This is a genomic window from Azospirillum sp. ST 5-10 (genome assembly GCF_051225715.1).
GTDB lineage: Bacteria > Pseudomonadota > Alphaproteobacteria > Azospirillales > Azospirillaceae > Azospirillum.
Genome location: NZ_JBPJSP010000005.1, coordinates 282,918 through 304,725, shown reverse-complemented (window position 1 = coordinate 304,725; position 21,808 = coordinate 282,918). Strand labels below are relative to the sequence as shown.

The 21,808-nt window shown below is 71.6% G+C and carries 15 protein-coding genes; 11 read left to right on the top strand and 4 right to left on the bottom strand.

The window, feature by feature from the left end; translation table 11 throughout:
* A partial coding sequence (locus ACSBPG_RS08945; protein ID WP_435536790.1) for a DUF4347 domain-containing protein occupies positions 1 to 3,851 on the bottom strand: 3,851 nt, incomplete at its 3' end.
* Positions 3,852 to 4,240: 389 nt separating this feature from the next.
* Positions 4,241 to 5,296, bottom strand: coding sequence for a dihydroorotase (pyrC, locus tag ACSBPG_RS08940; RefSeq protein ID WP_435536789.1), 1,056 nt, complete (start codon positions 5,294 to 5,296; stop codon positions 4,241 to 4,243).
* A 124-nt stretch (positions 5,297 to 5,420) separates the two neighbouring features.
* Here pyrC and hisS point away from each other — a divergent pair, with 124 nt between their 5' ends.
* From hisS to ACSBPG_RS08925, 3 genes are all read left to right on the top strand, one after another.
* Entirely contained in the window at positions 5,421 to 6,779 is a 1,359-nt protein-coding gene (hisS, locus tag ACSBPG_RS08935) for a histidine--tRNA ligase (protein WP_435536788.1), read from the top strand.
* 168 nt (positions 6,780 to 6,947) lie between these two features.
* Positions 6,948 to 7,730 (top strand): hypothetical protein, encoded by a 783-nt coding sequence (locus ACSBPG_RS08930; protein ID WP_435536787.1) that lies wholly within the window; start codon positions 6,948 to 6,950, stop codon positions 7,728 to 7,730.
* A 46-nt stretch (positions 7,731 to 7,776) separates the two neighbouring features.
* Positions 7,777 to 8,562, top strand: a complete 786-nt coding sequence (locus ACSBPG_RS08925; protein WP_435536786.1) for a hypothetical protein — start codon at positions 7,777 to 7,779, stop codon at positions 8,560 to 8,562.
* Between the two features lie 27 nt (positions 8,563 to 8,589).
* Here ACSBPG_RS08925 and ACSBPG_RS08920 read toward each other — a convergent pair whose 3' ends face one another.
* Entirely contained in the window at positions 8,590 to 10,380 is a 1,791-nt protein-coding gene (locus ACSBPG_RS08920; protein WP_435536785.1) for a sensor histidine kinase, read from the bottom strand.
* 449 nt (positions 10,381 to 10,829) lie between these two features.
* Between ACSBPG_RS08920 and ACSBPG_RS08915 the strand changes: the two genes are divergently transcribed.
* Both ACSBPG_RS08915 and ACSBPG_RS08910 read left to right on the top strand, forming a co-directional pair.
* Positions 10,830 to 13,856: a transglycosylase domain-containing protein gene (locus ACSBPG_RS08915; protein ID WP_435536784.1), complete on the top strand. Its 3,027-nt coding sequence runs from the start codon at positions 10,830 to 10,832 to the stop codon at positions 13,854 to 13,856.
* A 458-nt stretch (positions 13,857 to 14,314) separates the two neighbouring features.
* Positions 14,315 to 15,325: an NAD(P)/FAD-dependent oxidoreductase gene (locus ACSBPG_RS08910; RefSeq protein ID WP_435536783.1), complete on the top strand. Its 1,011-nt coding sequence runs from the start codon at positions 14,315 to 14,317 to the stop codon at positions 15,323 to 15,325.
* Positions 15,326 to 15,347: 22 nt separating this feature from the next.
* On the opposite strand, the gene ACSBPG_RS08905 is transcribed toward ACSBPG_RS08910, so the two are convergent.
* Entirely contained in the window at positions 15,348 to 15,977 is a 630-nt protein-coding gene (locus ACSBPG_RS08905; protein ID WP_435536782.1) for a TetR/AcrR family transcriptional regulator, read from the bottom strand.
* Between the two features lie 623 nt (positions 15,978 to 16,600).
* Between ACSBPG_RS08905 and ACSBPG_RS08900 the strand changes: the two genes are divergently transcribed.
* From ACSBPG_RS08900 to ACSBPG_RS08875, 6 genes are all read left to right on the top strand, one after another.
* Complete coding sequence (locus ACSBPG_RS08900; protein WP_435536781.1) at positions 16,601 to 17,458, top strand: ABC transporter ATP-binding protein; 858 nt, start codon at positions 16,601 to 16,603, stop codon at positions 17,456 to 17,458.
* A gap of 42 nt (positions 17,459 to 17,500) precedes the next feature.
* The gene (locus ACSBPG_RS08895; protein WP_435536780.1) at positions 17,501 to 18,742 is read left to right on the top strand and encodes an ABC transporter substrate-binding protein; all 1,242 of its coding nucleotides are present in this window, start codon (positions 17,501 to 17,503) and stop codon (positions 18,740 to 18,742) included.
* Positions 18,743 to 18,744: 2 nt separating this feature from the next.
* Positions 18,745 to 19,581 carry an ABC transporter permease gene (locus ACSBPG_RS08890; RefSeq protein WP_435536779.1) on the top strand — a complete coding sequence of 279 codons (837 nt, stop codon included), beginning with the start codon at positions 18,745 to 18,747 and terminating at the stop codon, positions 19,579 to 19,581.
* A gap of 49 nt (positions 19,582 to 19,630) precedes the next feature.
* The gene (locus ACSBPG_RS08885; RefSeq protein ID WP_435536778.1) at positions 19,631 to 20,191 is read left to right on the top strand and encodes an OsmC family protein; all 561 of its coding nucleotides are present in this window, start codon (positions 19,631 to 19,633) and stop codon (positions 20,189 to 20,191) included.
* A 78-nt stretch (positions 20,192 to 20,269) separates the two neighbouring features.
* On the top strand, positions 20,270 to 21,403 hold the full coding sequence (locus tag ACSBPG_RS08880) for an acyl-CoA dehydrogenase family protein (RefSeq protein WP_435536777.1): 1,134 nt from the start codon (positions 20,270 to 20,272) through the stop codon (positions 21,401 to 21,403).
* 50 nt (positions 21,404 to 21,453) lie between these two features.
* The gene (locus tag ACSBPG_RS08875) at positions 21,454 to 21,762 is read left to right on the top strand and encodes a 2Fe-2S iron-sulfur cluster-binding protein (RefSeq protein WP_435536776.1); all 309 of its coding nucleotides are present in this window, start codon (positions 21,454 to 21,456) and stop codon (positions 21,760 to 21,762) included.
* Positions 21,763 to 21,808: the final 46 nt, after the last annotated feature.

Here is a 21,808-nt window from a genome sequence, read left to right as displayed (position 1 = left end):
CCGCCACCGTCGGAGCCGCCGCCCGAGCCGCCGTCGCCGCCACCGACCGTGTCGCCACCGTCGCCGCCGCTCAGGGTGTCGCCGCCGTCGCCACCGCTCAGGGTGTCGCCGCCATCGCCGCCGCTCAAGGTGTCGCCGCCGTCGCCACCGCTCAGGGTGTCGCCGCCGTCGCCACCGCTCAAGGTGTCGCCGCCGTCGCCGCCGCTCAGGGTGTCGCCGCCGTCGCCGCCGCTCAGGGTGTCGCCGCCGTCGCCACCGCTCAGGGTGTCGCCACCGTCGCCACCGCTCAAGGTGTCGCCACCGTCGCCACCGCTCAAGGTGTCGCCACCGTCGCCACCGCTCAGCGTGTCGCCACCGTCGCCGCCGCTCAGCGTGTCGCCGCCGTCGCCGCCGCTCAGGGTGTCGCCGCCCGTCTGCGGCGTCCGGCCCCGGAGATAGATGTCGGAGTACCCCGCGTGGGACTCGATCACGAAGTCGTTCGCGACGAACTCGCCGTTGATGCGCAGGAAGATGTCGACGCCGGGGACGGTGTCGGTGTCGATCATCAGCACGGTGTTCGGCGTGGTGTTGTCGTCCTCGGGGAAGTTCGGGTCGTTGCCGTCCTGCCTCTTGACGCGCACCTCGCCCATCCGGATGCCGGACGAGTAGCCGTCGGTGATCGACGTCAGCGACACGTCCTTGATGCGGATGACGTCGCCGATGAGGCCGCCGCCGCCGGTCCCGAAGTCCGTGAGATAGTCGCAGTGCAGGCCGTCGAAGCGGCCGCCGACGACACCGTTGTTGTGGGATTCGAACAGGAACAGGTCGTCGCCCGGTCCGCCGCCCAGGATGTCCCAGCCCTCGCCGCCATAGACGGTGTCGTTGCCGAACTTGCCGTACAGCTCGTCGCTGCGCGCCGAGCCGATGATGGAGTCGGCGGCGCCGCGGGTGGCGACCTCGTCGCCCTGGGCCCAGGTGAAGTCGATGTTGTTGAGGCTGACGTGGCTGAGGTCGACGGTTTCGCCCGCGTCCGTGCCGATCACCTTGAGCCAGTCGCCGTCGTTGGTCTCCGGCGTCGTCGTGACACGGGTGATGTGGGAGAGCTGCTCCGGCGTCAGGGTGATGGTCATGCCGCCGGCGAAGGTGCCGCGGATCTCGGTGACCCCCGTGAGGTCGACGTTGCGCAGGTCGGCGTCGGCCTGGGTGGCGGTGTAGATGGAGCCGGCGGCGCCGCCGGCGTCGTCGGTGAACTGGATGTCGATGCCGGCGCCGACCTTGCCGCTGAGGTCGCCGACCTCCTCGGCGGTGCCGACGATGCGCAGCACGTCGCCCTCGCCGCCGGTGATGCTCTGCAGCCCGTTGACCTGGGCGGCGCTGAGCTTGACGTCGTGGGTGCCGTCGCCGGTCAGGTCGAGGCGCTCCACCGAGGTCAGGGTCATGCCGTGGAAGTTGACGGACTCCGACGTCGTCACCTCGATGGAGTCGGTGCCGGCGCCGCCGTCGAAGCGCATCGCCCCGTTGACGTCGTCGGCGTCGACCACCACGAAGCGGTCGTTGCCGTCCTCGCCGAACATCTGGTCGGGCTGGCCGCCGACGCGCTCTTCCGCGGTCTGGGTGTTGAAGCCGCGCCGGACCCCGTCGTCGTCGCGGATGTCGTAGGCGTTGTAGAAGGAATCGTCGCCGGCGCCGCCGTACATGGTGTCGGCCTCGGCGTCGCCCGCCAGGCTGTCGTTGCCGGCGCCGCCGTACAGCACGTCGGAGCCGCCGTCGCCCTCGATCAGGTCGTTGCCCTCGCCGCCGTAGGCGAGGTCGTCGTCGGCGCGCCCGGCGATGTAGTCGTCGCCCGCCTCGCCGTACTGGGTGTCGTTGCCGCCGCCGGCCTCCAGGCTGTCGTTGCCGAGACCGCCGTACTCGACGTCGTCGCCGTTGTGGGCCCACACCTGATCGTTGCCGTCGCCGCCGACGAACGTGTCGTCCTGGTTGCCGAGCACGTAGAGCTCGACGTTGGCGAAGGTGTCGCCCGCGGCGTCGCCGGCGTTGTCGGCCGGGTTGGCGAGGTCGACCACCAGGCTGCCGGTGGTCTGCTCGTAGGAGACGACGTCGTAGTTGCTGCCGCCGTCCATGTGGTCGGCGCCGGGACCGCCGTCGAGCGTGTCGTTGCCGAGGCCCCCGCTCAGCGTATCGTCGCCGGCGTTGCCGTAGAGATAGTCGTGTCCCGTGTCGCCCGACAGCAGATCGTTGCCGCCGAGGCCGCTGATGGTGTCGTCGGTGGCGACACCGCGCAGATGGTCGTCGCCGTCGCTGCCGGAGATGTTCCCGCTCACCGTGTCGCCGAGCGGATCGGCCACGAACTCGACGGTGATGGCGGCATCGACCTTGCCGCCGAGATCGCCGACATCGGCGGCCGAGCCGACGATGCGCAGCACGTCGCCGCTGGCCCCGGTGACGCTCTGCAGCGCGTTGATCTGCGCCGCCGTGAAGGTCACCGTGTGGGCAACGCCGCCGGTCAGCTCGACCCGCTCCACCGCGGTCAGGGTCATGCCGTTGAAGTCGACGGCCTCGCCGGTGCGCACCTCGACGGCGTCGCTGCCGGCGCCGCCGTCGTAGACCATGGAGGCGTTGACGTCGTCGGCGTCCATGACGACGTAGCGGTCGTTGCCGCCCTCGCCGTAGATCCGGTCGGCCTGCCCGGCGGCACGGTCGGAGGCGGTGGAGAATCGGTCGGCGGCGTCGAATCCATAGGCGGCGTAGATGGAATCGTCGCCGTCGCCGCCGTACATGGTGTCGGCGCCCTGGTCGCCGGCCAGGGCGTCGGCGCCGGCGCCGCCGTACAGCAGGTCGGCGCCGCCGTCGGCGTCGATGGTGTCGTCGTCGTCGCCGCCATAGGCGATGTCGTTGCCGCCGCGGCCGGCGAGATAGTCGTTGCCGGCGTCGCCGTAGATCGTGTCGTTGCCGCCGCCGGCCTCCAGCTCGTCGTTGCCGCCCCGGCCGTATTCGAGGTCGTCGCCGTCGTGGGCCCACACGCGGTCGACGCCGTCGCCGCCGTAGAACGTGTCGGACAAGTTGCCGAGGACGTAGTAGTCGATGTTGGCGAAACTGTCGCCGGCGGCGTCGCCGAGGCCCTTGGACGGGTCGGTGACGTCGATCAGAAGGCTGCCGGTGGTCCGCTCGTAGGAGACGAAGTCGGTGCCGCTGACGCCGTCCATGTGGTCGGCGCCGGGGCCGCCGTCGAGGGTGTCGCGGCCGGCGCCGCCGAGCAGCGTGTCGTCGCCGGCGTTGCCGAAGAGATAGTCGTTGCCGGCACCGCCGATCAGCGAATCGTTGCCGCCCAGGCCGCTGACGCTGTCCGCGCCGTCGTCGCTGGTCAGGGTGTCGTCGCCCTCCGACGCCGTGCCGGTCACCGCCAGCAGGTGCGGCCACGCCTCGTGCCCGGCGAACGGCCCGGCGCTGCGCACCGGCGCGCTCGTCACGTCGAGATCCCAGGAGCCGCCCTGCGCCGCGTCGCCCACGGGGTGCGCGGCCGCCGCCACGCGCGTCCCCGTCGCCGCCGCCAGCCGCTCGACGAAGCGGCGGCCGGCCGCGCCGGCGCCGACGTCGCAGGCATGGATCAGGATCTCGCTGCCCGGCGCCTCGGCCCAGGCGCGGTCGGCCAGGCTGTCGGCGGTGATGGGATGGGCCCCCAGGCGCAGCTCACCGGGCGCGCCGTGGGCCAGAAGGTGGATCGCCGCCGGGCGCTCCGCCAGGACGCTCGCCAGAACGGGGTGCGCGTCCGCCCCGTCGGGAACGAGGACGACGCGGAGGTTCCTGGAGCGGTGCTCCAGCAGGTCGGCGAGATCGCGAAGGCCGGCAGCCGCGATGAGAACGTCTTGCACCGTGTGTCCCTTTCTCGGTTTTCGGAGGCCCGCCGCACGCGACAAGGCGGCAGGTGCGGGACATCGGTGCCGGTCATGCTTTCTATAAGCTGTCAACCTTACCAGTATCGATCGAGTAACACCTCCAGGACCGCTGAGTTACACCCGCGATTTTCTGCCACTCACAGTGAAACCAAAAGCGCCTACCGGATACCACGGCAAGGTATGCTTTTCATCGACGGGGATAACGATATGGCGTCTCCGCACATGGAATGCCCAGGCGAGCCTATACTTTGTCGCCGGCAGCGACATTCGGATAGGCTGCGAGTCGTTCGAAGGACGCCACACGAAAAGGGCCCCCCTCCGTCGCCGGAGGGGGGCCCCGATCGGAGGCCGCCGGAGGGGAGGGGCTATGCCGGACCGGCGTAACGCCAGGCCAGCGTCTCGCCGCTCTTGAAGGGCAGGACCCCGTCGCCCTCGGCCAGCAGCACGACGTCGGGGACGACGCTGGGCCGGCGCTCCAGGACGATCCGCTCCTCGTTCGCCGGCAGCCCGTAGAAGCGCGGGCCGTTGAGGCTGGCGAAGGCCTCCAACCGGTCGAGCGCGCCGGCGGCGGCGAAGGCCTCGGCGTAGAGCTCCAGCGCCGTCGGCGCGGTGAAACAGCCGGCGCAGCCGCACGCCGCCTCCTTGGCGGTGACGGCGTGGGGGGCGGTGTCGGTGCCGAGGAAGAACGGCCCGTCGCCCGCCGTCGCCGCCTCCACCAGGGCCTGGCGGTGCACCTCGCGCTTGGCGATGGGCAGGCAGTAGAGGTGCGGGCGGATGCCGCCGGCGAACAGGTCGCTGCGGTTGATCAGCAGATGGTGGGCGGTGATGGTCGCCGCGACCCGGCCGGACGCCGCGTGGGCCCGCACGAACGCCACGGCGTCCCGGGTGGTGACGTGCTCCAGCACCACCTTGAGCCGCGGGAAGCGCTCCAGCAGCGGAGCCAGCACCCGCTCCAGGAACACCGCCTCGCGGTCGAAGATGTCGACGTGGCTGTCGGTCACCTCGCCATGCACCAGGAGCGGCAGGCCGACGGCCTCCATGCGCTCCAGCACGCCGTCGATGCGCCGCACGTCGGTGACGCCGTGGGCGCTGTTGGTGGTGGCGTTGGCGGGGTAGAGCTTGGCCGCCGCGAAGATCCCGGCGCGGGCGCCGCGCTCCAGGTCGTCGGGGTCGGTGGTGTCGGTGAGATAGGCGGTCATCAGCGGCGTGAAGTCCGCGCCGGCCGGCAGCGCCGCAAGAATGCGCCCGCGGTAGGCGGCGGCCTGCTCGGCGGTGGTCACCGGCGGCTTCAGGTTGGGCATGATGATGGCGCGGGCGAACTGCTGCGCCGTGAAGGGCAGCACCGCCTTCATCATGGCGCCGTCGCGCAGGTGGACGTGCCAGTCGTCGGGGCGGCGCAGGATCAGGCGGTCGGCGGTCATCGCGGGCATCCGGGACAGGGGGGAACGGGTTCGGCGGTGTTTTAACCGGCGTGACGGGGCCGGCGAAAGGGGCTAGAAGGGGGCCTCCCGCCCCTTGTCACCCAACCGACCGAACCCGCGAACCATGAGCCTCGTCACCCCCCGCACCCCGCCCGGCACGATGGAGCTGCTGCCGCGCCGCCAGGTCGCCTTCCAGCGCATGCTCGACACCATCCGCCGCGGCTACGAGCGCTTCGGCTTCGTGCCCGTCGAGACGCCGGTGTTCGAGACGGTGGAGACGCTGCTCACCAAGTCCGGCGGCGAGACCGAGCGGCAGGTCTATTTCGTCCAGTCCACCGGCGCCATCCAGCAGGGCCACAAGCCGGAGATGGCGCTGCGCTTCGACCTGACGGTGCCGCTGGCCCGCTACGTGGCGGAGCACGAGCGCGACCTCGCCTTCCCCTTCCGCCGCTACCAGATCCAGCGGGTCTACCGCGGCGAGCGCGCCCAGCGCGGCCGCTTCCGCGAGTTCTACCAGTGCGACATCGACGTCATCGGCAAGGACAGCCTGTCGCTCCACTACGACGCCGAGATGCCGGCGGTGATCTACCACGTCTTCAAGGAGCTGGACTTCGGCGGCTTCACCATCAACGTCAACAACCGCAAGGTCCTGCTCGGCCTGCTCGACGGGCTGGGCATCGGCGAGGCGGAGCGCCGGGTGCTGGTGCTGCGCGAGATCGACAAGCTGGACAAGATCGGCCGCGACAAGGTGCACGCCAGCCTGACCGGCGCGGAGCTGAACGTCCCCGCCGCCGCCGCCGACCGCATCCTGGCGCTGATCGCCGAGGAACGCTCCAACGACGAGACCCTGGCGGCGCTGCGCGGCCTGGGGATCGACAACCCGCTGTTCGCCCAGGGCGTCGACGAGCTGGCGACGGTGATCGGCGGGCTGCAGGCCTTCCAGGTGCCGGACGGCGCGGTGCGGGTCAACCTGGCGATCGCCCGCGGCCTCGACTACTACACCGGCACGGTCTACGAAACCTTCCTCGACGCCCACAAGGGCATCGGCTCGGTGTGCTCGGGCGGGCGCTACGACGATTTGGCCAGCCACTACACCAAGTCGAAGCTGCCGGGCGTGGGGATCTCCATCGGCGCCACCCGGCTGTTCTACCAGCTCATGGAGGCCGGTCTGATCGCCGAGGGCGGCGCCACCGCCCAGGTGCTGGTGACGCAGCTCGACCCCGAGCTGCGCGACGACTATTTCCGCCTCGCCGCCGCGCTGCGCGCCGCCGGCCTCAACACCGAGATCCAGCTCGAAGGCGGCAAGCTCGCCCGGCAGATGAAGTACGCCGACAAGGCCGGCATCCCGGTGGTGGTGCTGATGGGCAGCGACGAGCGCGCCCGCGGCACCGCCACCGTCAAGCATCTCGCCAGGGGCGACCAGGTGGAGGTGGCGCAGGGCGAGCTGGCGGCGACCATCGGGCGGATGCTGGCGCAGGGCTGACGGGCGTGCCCGACGCCGCGCGAACATCGCCGGCCGCCCACGACCGGCGGGAGTCGCGCGGCGGACCGGGGCTACCCGGCGCGCGGCAAAGGGGGTATACTCGCGCTCGCCGGGCGACGACGATCTCGCCTCCGGACCGTGCCGCCCGCGAGCACCTGGGGGCCTCCGATGTCGCGCCGCCATTCACCGCCGCCGACCCGCTATCCGCCGGCCTCGCTCCAGCCGTCGGCGGCCCGGTCCCGACCCGCGGGCGCACGGCACGAGCCGCCGCCGACCCGGTTCGCAGCGCCGCCGACGCCGGCCGCCGCAGGGGCCCGGGCGGCGGCGGCCGTCCAGCCGCACCGTCCGGGGCCGCCCTCCCCGTCCGTGGCCCAGGCCTGGTGCCTGTTCGGCTGGTGCGCCGGACTGTTCGGCCGCACCTCCGGCAACAGGAACGACGGCACGGAAGACCGCCAGGCCCTCGTCGAACTCGGCGAGTCGCGCCGGGTTCCGACGCCGACGGTCTCACCGCGGCGCTTCGCGGAAAGGGTCTGGCAGGGCATGACGGCGCAAGACGCCCACACCGTCGACGAGAGCGGCGTGTACATGTGCGGACAGATCACCGGCTGCACGATGGTCTACGTCCGGTCCGGGGCCTTCGGCACCGCCGGACACATGCCCGGCACGACCTACGTATCGAGCATAAGCCAGGCCATGGTGCGCAACATACGCCAACACGAAAGCGACCCGATTTCCCTGGTGAAAGTGTACTTCTCCTCCGAATTCGGGCAGGACACGTCGGCCTTGACGAAAAGCCAGACGGATTTCCTGAGGTTTCTGAAGGGTGATTTCGGCAGCGCCGCCTTCGAGATCTACGTCTTTGATTCCCATGACGCCCAGCCCGATCTCGACAGCACCGGGACGCCACAGATAAAGCGGACCGCGTACGTCGGCGTCGCCGATCCACTGTAAGGGCCGTCATCAGACGATCACGGTGTCAAACGCGAGGGTGACTTCGATGCCCCGGAGACATGCGCCACCGCCCACCAAGTTCCCGTCGACGGCGCTGCAACCGTCCAAGGCCGCGCCACGCTTCCCCGGCACGCAGCCGCCACCGCCGCCGACCCGATACGGTTCGGCACCGCTGCAACCCGCGGTCGGCCGCGCCCAGGCCGGCCGCGCCCAGGCCGCCGCGGTGGCTCAGCCCGCCTGCCTGCTCGACTGCTTCCGGGGACTCTACAACAAGCTGTTCTCGAGCGGCGGCGGCGACACCGGATCGCGGCAGCCGCTGCTCGATCTCGAGGAGCAAAGGACGCCGCCCGTTCGGACCGTGGTGTCCAGCACCTTCACGGATGGAGCCACGGACCAGGACACGGTCGCACGCGATGCCCATCCGCTCGCCCAGCGGGGCCGGTACGACCTCGGGCTCGTGACCGGCTGCACGGCGGTCTACATCCAGGGGGCGGCGTATGGAACCGTCGGCCACATGTTCATGACCAATTATCGCGATTACATAATGGCGACCATGCTCGGGTACCTTCGGAGCCATGGGGATGACGAAGTCCTGTCCGCCAAGGTGTATTTCTCGGCGGAAGGCGATCAGAAGGACTGGAGCACCCCGACGTCGAGCCAGCGGCAGTTCGCCAACGCGATGCGATCGGATCTGCGGTCGAAGGGCCAGCGCGGCGTGACATTTAACTTTTACGTGTACGACCCGCGCAAAAACCCGCTCCTGCTGAACAGCGGCGGCGATCCGGAAGTGTACGGGGATCGGCACACGAGAATTTCCGACCCCTTCGGCTGATCCGGGAATGCCGGCGTCCCGCCGGACTCACGCCCGCTCCCCGTTCGCGCGCACCGGCAGGACCGCCAGCACGCGCCCGGCCGGCAGGGAAACGGTGACGCAGGTGCCGAGGCCGACCCGGCTGGAGACGGCGAGGCCGCCGCCGTGGGCCTCGGCGAGGTGCTTGGCCAGGGGAAGACCGAGGCCGGTGCCCTGGCTCAGGCGCCAGCGGCCGCTGTCGATCTGGCCGAACGGTTCGAGGGCCTTGGGGATGTCCTCCGGGGCGATGCCGACGCCGGTGTCCTCCACCTCCACCCGCACGCCACCATCGTCCGCCGGGCGCACCCTCACCACCACCCGTCCGCCCGCCGGCGTGAACTTCACGGCGTTGGCGACGAGGTTCATCAGGATCTGCCGCATCCGCACGTCGTCCGCCAGGATGCGGGGCAGCGCCTCGGGCAGATCGGCGTCGAGCGTCACCTGCGCCTGCCGGGCCGCCGGATACAGGATGCGCAGGCAGGCGATCACCGCGGCGCCGAGGTCGGTCTCCCCCTCGTTCAGCACGATGCGGTCGGCTTCGGCCCGCGCCATGTCGAGGACGTCGTTGATGACCCGCAGCAGGTGGCGGCCGGCGTCGTTGACATCGGAGGCGAAGTCGCGGTAGCGGCCGTCCAGCGGCGCCAGCTCGGCGTCGCGGATCATCTGCGAGAAGCCGATGATGGAGTTGAGCGGCGTGCGCAGCTCGTGGCTCATGGTCGCCAGGAAGTCGGACTTGGCGCGGCTGGCCCGCAGCGCGTCGTCGCGCGCCGCCTCGGCGGTGGCGACCATCCGCTCCAGCCGGTCCATCATGCGGTTGAACTCGATGGCGAGCAGGCCGAGCTCGCCGCCGCGCGCCGCGCCGTCCGGCTCGGGCACGCGCCGCGACAGGTCGGCCGAGGAGGACACCGCCAGGACACCCTCGGTGAGGCGGCCGATGGGGCGCAGCACCAGGAAGCGCAGCAGGAACCACATGAGCACCATGTCGGCCGCCGCGACCGCCAGCAGCGACAGCACGCCGGCCCACAGGCTGCGCTCCCCCAGCGCGGCGATGGTCCGCGGCACGATCACCTCCACCTCCAGCCCCGGACGGCCGTGCACGTCCTCCATGACGGCGGTCGCGGTGATCGACGCCTCGTCCGTGCGCACCCCCGCGGCCGCCTCGCCGCCGGCCGGCACCGGCCGCAGGTCGATCTCCCCGCCCAGACGCTCGCGCAGGGCCGTCACCACGTCGGGACCGACGACGTGGCCGAAGATCACCGTGCCGCGGCTCGGCCCCGTGCCCTCCGAGGTGAGGATCGGCCGTGCGGCGAAGATCATCGGGCCGGCGTCGGTGACGACGATCCCGTCCGCGCCGTCGGACGGCGGCCGGAGCGCCATGACCGGCCCGAGCGGCTGGCCGGCATGGTCCAGACGCGGCAGCGGCACCGTCTCCAGGCTGTCCGGGTCGATGGCGCGGCCCCACACCAAGCGGCCGTCGACGCCGAAGAAGTACATCGCCGTGACGTTGAGGTTGCCCAAGGTCGTCGGGGTCAGTTCGGCGGCGTACTGGGCGTCGGCGGCGGGATCGGCGATGAACCGGTAGGTGTCGTCCCAGCTCGCGTAATCGCCCGCCGCGCGGCCGAGCGCCACCACGTCACCGTGCAGCGCCTCCACCACTCGGCGCACGGCGCGGTCCGCCTCCTCCAGCTCCAGCCGGCGGTAGCCGGGGAGCACCGTCTCCCGCAGCACGACGATGTTCACCACCACCATGCAGGTGATCAGCGCCACCATCGCCAGCAGGACGCGGGTTTGCAGGGACAAGGGCGCTCACTCCGGTAACGGCGGCGACACGACGCCAGCGTGTCACAGTATGACGGCAATGACTTAATAAGTCGTCTCCGAGACCGGCTCGGTTCGGCCTAATTAAAGCTTATGTAGAAGGCAATATGCCCAAGCATCCCCAGAGGAAACAACGTTCACGAAGAAAATATAGCCAAAATTGTATTAAAACAGCGGGCCGCCGCCGGCACGACCGCGCGCCCGCGAACGCCTCGCAACCGGAACGCGATGCCGTTGCCGCCCTGCAACGCCTGCAACAATAAAGTGTTGTGGCGCCGCGGCAGCCCGCTTTTCGGGCATTCACCGCTCTCGGTTATACGCCTCGTTAACCAATGACCGCTTAGCGTCCCCGTCAAGGCCCGGATTCCTGCGGCTCCGGCTCGACGGATCACCCGGCATTTTAACCAATTCGCGAACGGAGTGGACGCTCCATGGGCCGGTCGGTGTGGCGGCGCGTTGTGGTCGCGGGATGCGCGGTGGTGACGCTGGCGGCGCTGGGCGCCGCCGCCATGGAGGAGGTGCGCACCTCGCGGTTGCAGGCTCGCCTGCTCGCCGGTTACGCCGAGGGCCTGACCTTCAACCTGCGCGAAGGTGCGAATCCGGCGGCCCGCTTTCCCACCCAGGGCCCCTACGACGAGCGTCTCGGCTACATCGCCCTGCCCGCCTACCTCAAGGCCCTGACCGACGACCGCTACACGGTGGAAATGCAGGCGGTCGCCTCGCCGGAGCTGGACTCGCTCATCGCCGCGACCGGCTCGGCGGTCTACCGGGAGAAGACGCGTGCCGGCCTGACGGTGCTCGACCGCGGCGGCGCGACGCTCCATGCCGCCCGCTTCCCCGAGCGCGTCTTCGAGCGGTTCGAGGACGTACCGCCCCTGGTGACCGACACGCTGCTGTTCATCGAGAACCGCGAACTGCTGGACGCGTCGGAGCCGCGGCGCAATCCCGCGGTCGAATGGGACCGCTTCGCCGCCGCGGTGCTGACCTTGCCGATGAAGTACATCCATCCCGGCACGCGGGTGGCCGGCGGCTCGACCCTGGCGACGCAGATCGAGAAGTACCGCCATTCGCCCGACGGCCAGACCGAAGGGCCGCTGGAGAAGCTGCGGCAGATGGCGGCGGCGAGCGTGCGCGCCTATCTCGACGGCGAGGACACCGGCGATGCCCGCCGGCGCATCGTCGTCGACTATCTCAACTCCACGCCGCTGACCGCCCGTCCCGGCTTCGGCGAGGTCAACGGGCTGGGCGACGGGCTGTGGGCGTGGTTCGGCACCGAGCTGCCGATGGCCGTCAAGGTCCTCTCGGCGCCGGCGCCCGACGCCCGCTCGCTGCGCCTCAAGGCGCTGGCCTACAAGCAGGTGCTGAGTCTGGTCCTGGCGCAGCGCCGCCCCTCGCACTACCTGATCGCCGACCGTCCGGCGCTGGAGCGGCTGGCCGACAGCCATCTGCGCCTGCTCGCCGACGAAGGGGTGATCGACGCCGCGCTGCGCGACGCCGCACTGGCGACCAAGCTGGTCTTCCGTGTGGATCCGCCGCCGCCGCAGGTCGCCTCGTTCGTCGAGCAGAAGGCACCCAACGCCATCCGCGCGCGCCTGCTGTCGATGCTGGGGGTGTCGAGCCTCTACCAGCTCGACCGCACCGACCTGACGGTGGAGGCGACGCTGGACGCCCCGACCCAGCAGCGGGTGGTGGAGGTGCTGAGCCGCCTCGGCGACCCCGCGTTCGCCCGCGCCATGGGCCTGACCGGCGAACGGTTGCTCGACACCCGGGGCAACGACCTCGCGAAGATCGTCTACAGCTTCACCCTCTACGAGCGCGGGGCCGACGCCAACTATCTGCGCGTCCAGGCCGACAACCTCGACCAGCCGCTGGACATCAACGAGGGCGCCAAGCTCGACCTCGGCTCCACCGCCAAGCTGCGCACCCTGGTCACCTATCTCGAGATCGTCGCCGAGCTGCACACCCGCTACGCCCATCTGCCCGACGACTTCCTGGCGGACGTGGAGCAGGAGGCGTCCGACCCGCTGACCCGCTGGGCCGCGGTGTGGCTGCGCGGGGCGCGCGACCGCGGCCTGACCGCCCTGCTCGACGCCGCGATGGAGCGGCGCTATTCCGCCAGCCCGGCGGAGTCCTTCTACACCGGCGGCGGCGTGCACAGCTTCGTCAACTTCAACAGCCGCGACAACGGCAGCGTCCTCACCGTCACCGAGGCGCTGCGCAACTCCGTCAACCTGCCCTTCATCCGCATGATGCGCGACATCGTGCAGTTCTACATGGCCGAGGGCGGCGAGGACACGGCGGAGATCCTGCACAACCCCGACCATCCCGCACGGCAGGCGTACCTGGAGCGCTTCGCCGACAAGGAGGGGTCGGAGTTCCTCAACCGCTTCTATTCGCTCTACCGCAAGCACACGGCCGACGAGATGCTGGCGCTGCTGGCCAGCCGCTCGCGTCCCGCCCCCTACCGCATGGCCGTGGTCTTCCGCTCGGTGCGGCCGGACGCCGGCCCGGAGGCCTTCGCCGCCTTCCTGCGCGCCCGCCTGCCCGACGCCAAGCTGGGCGAGCGCGAGGTGGCGGCGCTCTACGCCAAGTACGCGCCGGGCAAGTTCCCGCTGAACGACCTCGGCTACCTCGCCCGGGTCCATCCGCTGGAGCTGTGGCTGGTCGGCCATCTCCTGAAGAACCCCGACGCCACCCGCGCCCAGGTGCTGGCGGCGAGCGCTTCGGAGCGCCAGGAGAGCTACCGCTGGCTGTTCAAGAAGGGGCTGCGGGCGCAGAACAACCGCATCCGCGTCGGCCTGGAGCAGGACGCGTTCGAGCGCATCACCGCGGCGTGGCGCCGCCTCGGCTACCCGTTCGAGACCCTGGTGCCGTCGCTCGCCACCGCCATCGGCAGCTCGGCCGACCGCCCGGCGGCGCTGGCGGAGCTCATGGGCATCATCCTCAACGACGGCATCCGCCAGCCCACCGTGCGGGTGCGCAAGCTGCACTTCGCCGCCGGCACGCCCTACGAGGCGGTGGTCGGGCTGGGGCCGCTGGAGGGGCAGCGGGTGCTGAAGGCGGAGATCTGCCGCACCGTGCGCAAGGCGCTGATGGACGTCGCCCAGAACGGCACGGCCAAGCGGGTCTGGGGCTCCTTCAAGGACGGCTCCGGCCAGGTCATCCCGATCGGCGGCAAGACCGGCACCGGCGACCACCGCCTCGACCGCTACGGCGCCGGCGGCCGGCTGATCGAGTCGCGCGCGGTGGCGCGCACGGCCACCTTCGTCTTCTACATCGGCGACCGCTTCTTCGGCACCATGACGGCCTTCGTCTCGGGCCGCGAGGCCGACGACTACCGCTTCACCAGCGCGCTGCCGGCCCAGCTCCTCAAGAGCCTCGCCCCGGCGCTGGGACCGCTGCTCGACCCGACCACCGCGGCGACCGCCGACGCGGCCCGGCCGCAGACGGAACTTTAGGCCCCGCCGGGATAACGGATTCACACATCTGATGCGGCACCGCAGAACAACCCTCCCTCGGCCCCGCCGGGGGAGGGAGGGGCCCGGCCGAAGGCTGGGAGGGTGGGGGCGAGGTCTCGCGGGACGAGCCGACGCCCCAATTTTGCGCAGCCAGGGGTTCGGCCTTGCTGCGAAACCGAGCCCCCACCCGGCGTCCTTCGGACGCCACCCTCCCCCGCCTCTCGCGGGACCGAAGGTCCCGCTGACGGCGTCAGGCGAATGCCTTGGCATTCGCCGAGAGCCGGGGCCGAGGGAGGGGCGGTCGCCCGGCCTCGGAAGACGTGTGAATCTTCTAGCCCCGCGCGGGCGAGGGGTTGGAGTGAGCGGGCAGCGCCGGAGGCGCGGCGGGTGCTTGCCAAGCCGCGGCCGGCATGGCACCCTTGAACAGACAGACCGGTCTGTTTAGGAAAGGGGCGGACATGCACGAGACCGATGTGGTGGTGATCGGCGCCGGGCCGGCGGGGCTGTTCGCCGTGTTCCAGTGCGGGATGCTGGGGCTGCGGACCCATGTGGTCGACGCCTTCGCGCAGGTCGGCGGGCAGTGCGCCGCGCTCTACCCGGAGAAGCCGATCTACGACGTCCCCGGATTTCCCGCCGTCCGCGCCGACGAGCTGGTGGGGCGCCTGAGCGAGCAGTGCCGGCCCTTCGCGCCGCGCCTCCACCTCGGCCGCGTCGCCACCGCCATCGAGGACCGGCCGGACGGGCGGCTGACGGTGGTGACCTCGGACGCCGACCGCATCACCGCGGCGGCCGTGATCGTCGCCACCGGCGGCGGCACCTTCGGGCCGAACCGCCCGCCGCTTCCGGGGATCGACGCCTACGAGGGGACGTCGGTGCACTATTTCGTCAGCCGCCGCGACGCCTTCGCCGGCAAGCGCGTGGTCATCGCCGGCGGCGGCGATTCCGCCGTCGACTGGGCGCTGTCCCTGGCCGAGGTGGCGGCGTCCGTCCGGCTGGTGCACCGCCGTCCCCGCTTCCGCGCCGCCCCGGACTGCGTGCGCCGGCTGGAGGCCCTGGCCGCCGCCGGTGCGGTGGAGCTGGTGGTGCCCTACCAGCTCCACGCGCTGGACGGGGCGGACGGCGTCCTGTCGGCGGTGCTGGTGCGCGACCTGGAGGGCCGCGAACGCCGGCTCGACGCCGACGCGCTGCTGCCGTTCTTCGGGCTGGCCAGCGATCCCGGGCCGGTCGCCCGCTGGGGCATCGCCCTGGAGCGCGGCGGCATCCGGGTCGACCCCGCCACCATGGCGACGACGCGGCCGGGCGTCTTCGCCTGCGGCGACATCGCGACCTATCCCGGCAAGCTCAAGCTGATCCTGTGCGGCTTCACGGAGGCCGCCATGGCGGCCCACGCCGCCCACGGGCTGGCGCGTCCCGGCGCCGCCCTGCATTTCGAGCACTCGACCAGCCGCGGCGTGCCGGTGCCGGCCTGACCGGCGGCGCCGCGCCCCGCCGTCAGCGCGCGGCGGGACGCCGCCGGCACGACGCCTCGACCAGCACGGCGGCCGCCGCGCGCGCGTGCCGGGCGACCCCGCTGTCGCCGGTGACCAGGGCGGCGACGATGGCGCCGTCCATCAGCAGGCCTAGCTGGTGGGTCAGCTCGTCCGGCCGCTCGGCCCCGGCCTCCGCCGCGAGCTGCCGGACGACTCCCAGCACCTGCTTCTTGTGGGCCAGGGCCAGGGCCCGGATGTCCTCGTCGCGCTTGTCGTGCTCGGCCACGGCGTTGATGAAGGCGCAGCCGAAATAATCCTCGCCCGCGAACCATTCGCCCAGCACGTCGAACACCGCCACCAGCATGGTCGCCGGCTCGCCGGCGTGGCGCTCCAGCGCCGCGGTGAACCAGCTCCGCCACAGGTCGCCCTCGCGCTGCAGGACCGCGTGGACGAGCCCGACCTTGGAGCCGAAATGCTTGTACAGGCTCATCTTGGCGCTGCCGGCCTCGGCCAGGATGCGGTCGATGCCGGTGGCGTGGATGCCCTCCCGGCAGAACAGGCGGGTGGCCGCCTCGAGGATGCGCGCCTCCGTCGACCCCTCGTCGGCCCTCGCCGACGGGTCCGGGCCGCCGGCGCCGTCCGCCAGGGCCATGACTGAATTCGCTGCGCGGTTCCTGCTCATCCGAGGCACCCCTGTTCCCACCGCCGCCATGACGCAAATGCCGGGCCGCGCCACGGCGGGAGCGGGGGGCGGAGGCGGGGCGGATCTTACTCCACGGCCGAAACCTCCGACAATCGGCCGATGGCGGCCGGGCGTTCGCGCGCGCCGCATCAACAGGGGGCGGGGCGCGGGCGTCCCGCGGCCGCCGCGCGGGGGTGCGCCGCGCGGCGCCGTCGCCCATCAAATAGACAGACCGGTCTGTACTTGATCAAAGGCAGCTGCGTCAACGGGTTACGGCCGACTTCCGCAAGTCGGCGGCCGGCGGCGGCGCCGGGACGCCCCGCCCGCTCCGCCGGGGCCGGTCACCGGATCGCTGCAAAATCAAGGCGCTGGGTATTCCGACTGACGGAAACGGCCGAAAATCCGGGCAAAGCCCGTGTGCGATCAAAAAACAGGCGGGCGGGCGGCCGGACCGGCGCCCCCACCACACGGGCGGATCCCCCGCACCCCTTGCGCGGCGCCCCTTTCGGCGCACCCCGCCGGGCTGGCACGGCCCTTGCTGAAGGAACAGACAGAACGGTCGGCCCATCCCCTTTCCCCGGACGGAACACCGGATGATGATCAAGCCCGGCGCGCACATCTGGATCGAGCACGTCGCCCACCGCTACCGCTCGCGGGGCAGCCTGGTCCTCGACGACGTCAACGCCGAGGTCCGGCCGGGCGAGGCGCTGGCGATGATCGGCCGGTCGGGCTGCGGCAAGTCGACCCTGCTGCACCTGATCGCCGGCCTCAACCGGCCGTCCCGGGGCGGCGTCTTCATCGACGGCCGTCGGGTCGAGGGCCCCTCGCCGCGCTGGGTGATGATGTTCCAGTCGCCCTCCCTCTATCCCTGGATGACGGTCGCCGAGAACGCCGGCGTCGGCCTGCGCTTCGCCGGGCTGCGCAAGGCGGAGGTCCGGGCGCGCGTCCTCGACCGGCTGCGCCTCGTCGACCTGGAGGCCTTCGCCGACGCCGACGTGCGCGAGCTGTCCGGCGGCCAGCAGCAGCGCGTGGCGCTCGCCCGCTCCCTGGTGATGGAGCCGGAGGTCCTGCTGCTGGACGAGCCGTTCTCGGCCCTCGACGCCTTCACCCGGGCGACCCTGCAGCGGGAGGTGCGGGCCATCGCCCGCCAGCTCGGCATCACGCTGGTCCTGGTCACCCACGACATCGACGAGGCGGTGCTGATGGCCGACCGCGCCCTGATCATGACCGCCAACCCCGGGCGCGTCGTCGCCGAGGTCGCCATCGCCCTGGCCGACCCGCGCGACCGCCGCACCCCCGAGGTCAAGGCCGCGCGCGAGGCGCTGATGCGCCGCTTCGAGGAGGTCGCGGGGACCGATCCCGCCGCCGGGCGCGACGCCGGACACGGCCGGGGGGACGACCGCGAGGACGACGGGGGCGCCGCCGTGCCGGCCGCCGCCACGGCGCTGTGACGCGGCGCCACGCCCCAGCCTGAACCGGAGAGAGGGTAAGCCATGTGCGAGAAATGCGAGAGCGCCGGCCTGCTGCACGCCCCGATCGACCGCCGCCGCACGCTCGACCTGCTGGCCGCCGGCGGGCTGGCGGCCTGGCTGGCGGCCTGGCTGGCGACGCTGCCGGCGGGCGGCGCCCGGGCGCAGGCGCCGGCCGACGACAAGGTGCGCATCGGCTACCTGCCCATCACCGACGCCACCGCCCTGCTGGTCGCCCACGCCCAGGGGTACTTCAAGGACGAGGGGCTGGACGCCGAGCCGCCGACCCTGATGCGCGGCTGGTCGCCGCTGGTGGAGGCCTTCGCCGCGCGCAAGTTCAACCTCGTCCACCTGCTGAAGCCGATCCCCCTGTGGATGCGCTACAACAACAAGTTCCCGGTCAAGATCATGGCCTGGGCGCACACCAACGGCTCCGCCGTGGTGGTCGGCAAGGACACCGGCATCGCCTCCTTCGCCGACCTCGGCGGCCGGCAGGTGGCGGTGCCCTACTGGTACTCCATGCACAACGTGGTGCTGCAGCACGTGCTGCGGGCCTCCGGGATCACACCGGTCATCAAGGACGGCGGGCAGGCGGTCGCCGCCGACGAGTGCAACCTCCAGGTGCTGGCCCCGCCGGACATGCCGCCGGCCCTGGCCGCCCGCAAGATCGACGCCTACATCGTCGCCGAGCCGTTCAACGCGCTGGGCGAGTTGAAGGCCGGGGCGAAGATGCTGCGCTTCACCGGCGACATCTGGAAGAACCATCCCTGCTGCGTCGTCTGCATGCACGAGGACGACACCGCCCACCGCAGGGAATGGACCCAGCGGGTGGTCAACGCCATCGTGCGGGCCGAGGTCTTCGCCTCGCAGAACAAGGCCGAGGTGGCGAAGATCCTGGCCAAGGACGGCAAGGGCTACCTGCCGGTGACGTCGGACGTCGTCACCCGCGCCATGACCCACTACGACGAGGCCGCCTACGCCGAGCTCGGCGCCATCAAGCACAAGCAGGAGTTCCGGAACGGCCGCATCGACTTCCAGCCCTGGCCCTACCCCTCGGCCACCAAGCTGATCGTCGAGGCCATGGGGCGCACGGTGGTGGCCGGCGACAAGACCTTCCTCGACGGCCTGTCGCCCGACTTCGTCGCCGAGGACCTGGTGGACTACACCTACGTGCGCAGCGCGCTGGAGAAGTTCCCGGAGTGGAAGCAGGACCCCAGCGTCAACGCCGGCGACCCCTACACCCGCACCGAAGTGCTGAAGGTCTGACGATGACCGGCGCCTCGCTCTCCGCCGCCACCGCGGCCCGCCCGGCCCTGCCGCCGTCGCCCGCCGACCTCGGCCGGGCCGCCCGCCGGGCGGCCTATCCCGCCGCCGGCGTGGCCGGCCTCCTGGCCCTGTGGTGGCTGGGCGGGCTGCTGATCGCGCTCGACCCGGCGACGGCGTCCTTCGCCGGCTTCGCCCCCGGGCCGGCCTTCGCCGCGCTGGCCGGGATGCTCGCCGACGGCGCGGTGGCCGACGCCATGGCGCCCAGCCTGCTGCGGGTCGGCGGCGGGCTCGCCTGGGCCGTCGCCGCCGGCGTGCCGCTGGGGATCGCCGTCGGCCGCTGGCCGCGCTTCCAGCAGGTCACCCACCTGCCCTTCCAGTTCCTGCGCATGATCAGCCCGCTGTCGTGGATGCCGATCGCCGTGCTGACCTTCGCCACCTGGGACGGGGCGATCGTCTTCCTGATCGCCGCCGCCGCCGTCTGGCCGGTCACCTTCGCCACCGCCAACGGCCTGCGCCGCATCGATCCGGCGTGGTTCAAGGTGGCCCGCAACCTGGGCGCCAACGGCTGGCAGATGCTGCGCGCCATCATCATGCCGGCGATCGCCCAGGACGTCCTGACCGGCGTCCGCCTCGCCCTCGGCGTCGCCTGGATCGTGCTGGTCCCGGCCGAATACCTCGGCGTGACGTCGGGCCTCGGCTACGCCATCAACGACGCCCGCGACACCCTCGAATACGACCGACTGGCCGCCTTCGTCCTCGTGATCGGCGCCATCGGCTTCGTTCTGGACGCCGCCTGCCTCGCCCTGATCCGGCGCTACGGCTGGGTCCAGGAACCGTGAGCCGGGGATCGAGCCCCGCCTCGCACCGAAAAACCAAGGAGTGCCACCGATGCCTAACGACGCGCCCGTCCTCACCGGCTGCCTCGCCCCCGAGATCCCGGGCCTCGAGCCGATCGACCTGGAGGGCCTGAAGAAGCTGATCGAATCGGGCAAGGCCAACCCCAAGGCGGTCAAGACGCTGACGTGCAAGACCGTCGCCGAGAAGCGGTTCCGCCACCTGAACTACATCCGCAACCTGCCGCCCTACGTGGTCGACGAGCCGCCGGGGCTGCTCGGCGACGACACCGCACCCAACCCGTCGGAGGCGTCGCTGGCCGCGCTCGGCTCGTGCATCGCCGTCGGCCTGCACGCCAACGCCGTGGCCCGCGGCTGGAAGGTCAGCAAGCTGGAGCTCAACCTGGAGGGCGACCTCAACATCACCGCCGTCTGGGGCACCGGCGACGTCAGCGAGAAGCCGGTCGGCTTCACCGACGTGCGGGTCGGCGTCGACATGGCGTGCGAGGGGGTGGCCAAGGAGGACGTCCAGGCGCTGGTCGACCACGTCCTGAAATGGTCGCCCGTCGCCAACACCTTCATGCGCCCGGTCGCCCTGACCGCCGCGGTCGTCTGACCCGCCCCCCGGCCGGAGGCCGGCGGCGACGCCGGTCTCCCGGCCCCGCCCCCGGTCCCGCCCAAGGAGGAACCCGTCATGGCCCAGCTTGCCGCCGACGACACCGCCGCCGCCCTGGCGCCGGCCCGCAGCCGAGAGGAACTGCTGGCCGCCTGCAAGGCGCTCGGCGACGGCGACATCCGCGCGCTCGCCCCCACCGTCGACAAGGAGGGGCTCTACCCCGCCGACACCCTGCGCAAGCTGGGGGCGGTCGGCGCCTTCGCCCAGCACCTCTCGGACCACGGCTACGGCCGGGAGCGCGACCTCCTCACCACCATCGAGGCGATGGCGACGGCGGGCGAGCACTGCGGCTGCACCGGCTTCCTGATGTGGCTGCAGAACGCCTTCGGCTGGTACCTCGAGGCCACCGAGAACGCGGGCCTGCGCGAGCGGCTGCAGCCGCAGATCGCCAGCGCCGCGCTGTTCGGCACGTCCGGCATGTCGAACCCGGTCAAGGCGATGGACGGGATCGAGAACTTCAAGCTGCGCGGCGAGCGGGTGAGCGGCGGCTACGTCGTCAGCGGCGTGCTGCCCTACGTCTCCAACCTGGGCGACGGCCACTACATGGGCACCGCCTTCGAGCTGGCCGATACGCCGGGCCACCGGGTGATGGCCGCGCTGCGCATCGACGGCGAGATGGTCAAGATCAGCCAGAACGTCCACTTCATCGGCCTGGAGGGCTCGGGCACCTACACGGTGGTGGTGAAGAAGGCGTTCGTTCCCGACTCCATGGTCCTCGCCGACCCGATCCCGCCCTACGTCAAGCGGATCAAGCCCGCCTTCTTCCTGATGCAGGCGGGCTTCGCGCTGGGCCAGATCCGCGGCTGCGTCAACATCATGCGCGACTGCGACAAGACGCACCTGCACGTCAACAAGTACCTGCCCAAGCGGCCGGAGCACTACGAGGAGGAGGTGGCGGCGCTGATGCCGCGGCTGGTCGAGCTGCTGCGCGACCCGTTCGACTCCTCCAAGGACTATCTGCGCGCCGTCTACCAGGCCCGCCTGGACGCCGGCGAGCTGGCGCTGGACTGCGCCCAGTCGGCCATGCTGCACGCCGGGGCCAAGGGCTACATCGTCGGCGCCGAGGCCGACCGCCGGCTGCGCGAGACGATCTTCGTCGCCGTCGTGACGCCGGCGACCAAGCACCTGCGCAAGGCCATCGCCGAGATGTGATCGATCCGGGCGCCGGGACACCGGCGGCCGCCCAGCCGGGACCATGAAGAATGCCGAAGCTGATCGTCCTCACCCCGCGAGGGGACCGCCGCGAGATCGAGGCCGCCAGGGGCCTCTCGGTGATGGAGGCGCTGCGCGACGCCGACCAGCTCCTCGCCGGGGAGTGCAACGGCTCGCTGGCCTGCGCCACCTGCCACGTCGTGGTCGATCCCGCCTGGTTCGCCGCCGTCGGCGCCCCCGGCGAGGCGGAGGAGGACATGCTGGACACCGCCTTCAACGTGGCGGCCACCTCGCGGCTGGCCTGCCAGATCATCGTCGACGACGCCATGGACGGGCTGACCGTCCGCCTGCCGGGCTGACGACCGGGAAGCGGGGAAGGCGTCCCATTCTCCAGATCCGAACCAC

What these genes read in the sequence shown, in the direction of transcription:
- ACSBPG_RS08900 (WP_435536781.1), top strand. Translation starts at nt 16,601, where the DNA reads ATGATGATCAAGCCCGGCGCGCACATCTGGATCGAGCACGTCGCCCAC.
- ACSBPG_RS08925 (WP_435536786.1), top strand. Translation starts at nt 7,777, where the DNA reads ATGCCCCGGAGACATGCGCCACCGCCCACCAAGTTCCCGTCGACGGCG.
- ACSBPG_RS08930 (WP_435536787.1), top strand. Translation starts at nt 6,948, where the DNA reads ATGTCGCGCCGCCATTCACCGCCGCCGACCCGCTATCCGCCGGCCTCG.
- ACSBPG_RS08890 (WP_435536779.1), top strand. Translation starts at nt 18,745, where the DNA reads ATGACCGGCGCCTCGCTCTCCGCCGCCACCGCGGCCCGCCCGGCCCTG.
- ACSBPG_RS08915 (WP_435536784.1), top strand. Translation starts at nt 10,830, where the DNA reads ATGGGCCGGTCGGTGTGGCGGCGCGTTGTGGTCGCGGGATGCGCGGTG.
- ACSBPG_RS08905 (WP_435536782.1), bottom strand. Translation starts at nt 15,977, where the DNA reads ATGGCCCTGGCGGACGGCGCCGGCGGCCCGGACCCGTCGGCGAGGGCC.
- ACSBPG_RS08895 (WP_435536780.1), top strand. Translation starts at nt 17,501, where the DNA reads ATGTGCGAGAAATGCGAGAGCGCCGGCCTGCTGCACGCCCCGATCGAC.
- hisS (WP_435536788.1), top strand. Translation starts at nt 5,421, where the DNA reads ATGAGCCTCGTCACCCCCCGCACCCCGCCCGGCACGATGGAGCTGCTG.
- ACSBPG_RS08885 (WP_435536778.1), top strand. Translation starts at nt 19,631, where the DNA reads ATGCCTAACGACGCGCCCGTCCTCACCGGCTGCCTCGCCCCCGAGATC.
- ACSBPG_RS08910 (WP_435536783.1), top strand. Translation starts at nt 14,315, where the DNA reads ATGCACGAGACCGATGTGGTGGTGATCGGCGCCGGGCCGGCGGGGCTG.
- ACSBPG_RS08875 (WP_435536776.1), top strand. Translation starts at nt 21,454, where the DNA reads ATGCCGAAGCTGATCGTCCTCACCCCGCGAGGGGACCGCCGCGAGATC.
- pyrC (WP_435536789.1), bottom strand. Translation starts at nt 5,296, where the DNA reads ATGACCGCCGACCGCCTGATCCTGCGCCGCCCCGACGACTGGCACGTC.
- ACSBPG_RS08880 (WP_435536777.1), top strand. Translation starts at nt 20,270, where the DNA reads ATGGCCCAGCTTGCCGCCGACGACACCGCCGCCGCCCTGGCGCCGGCC.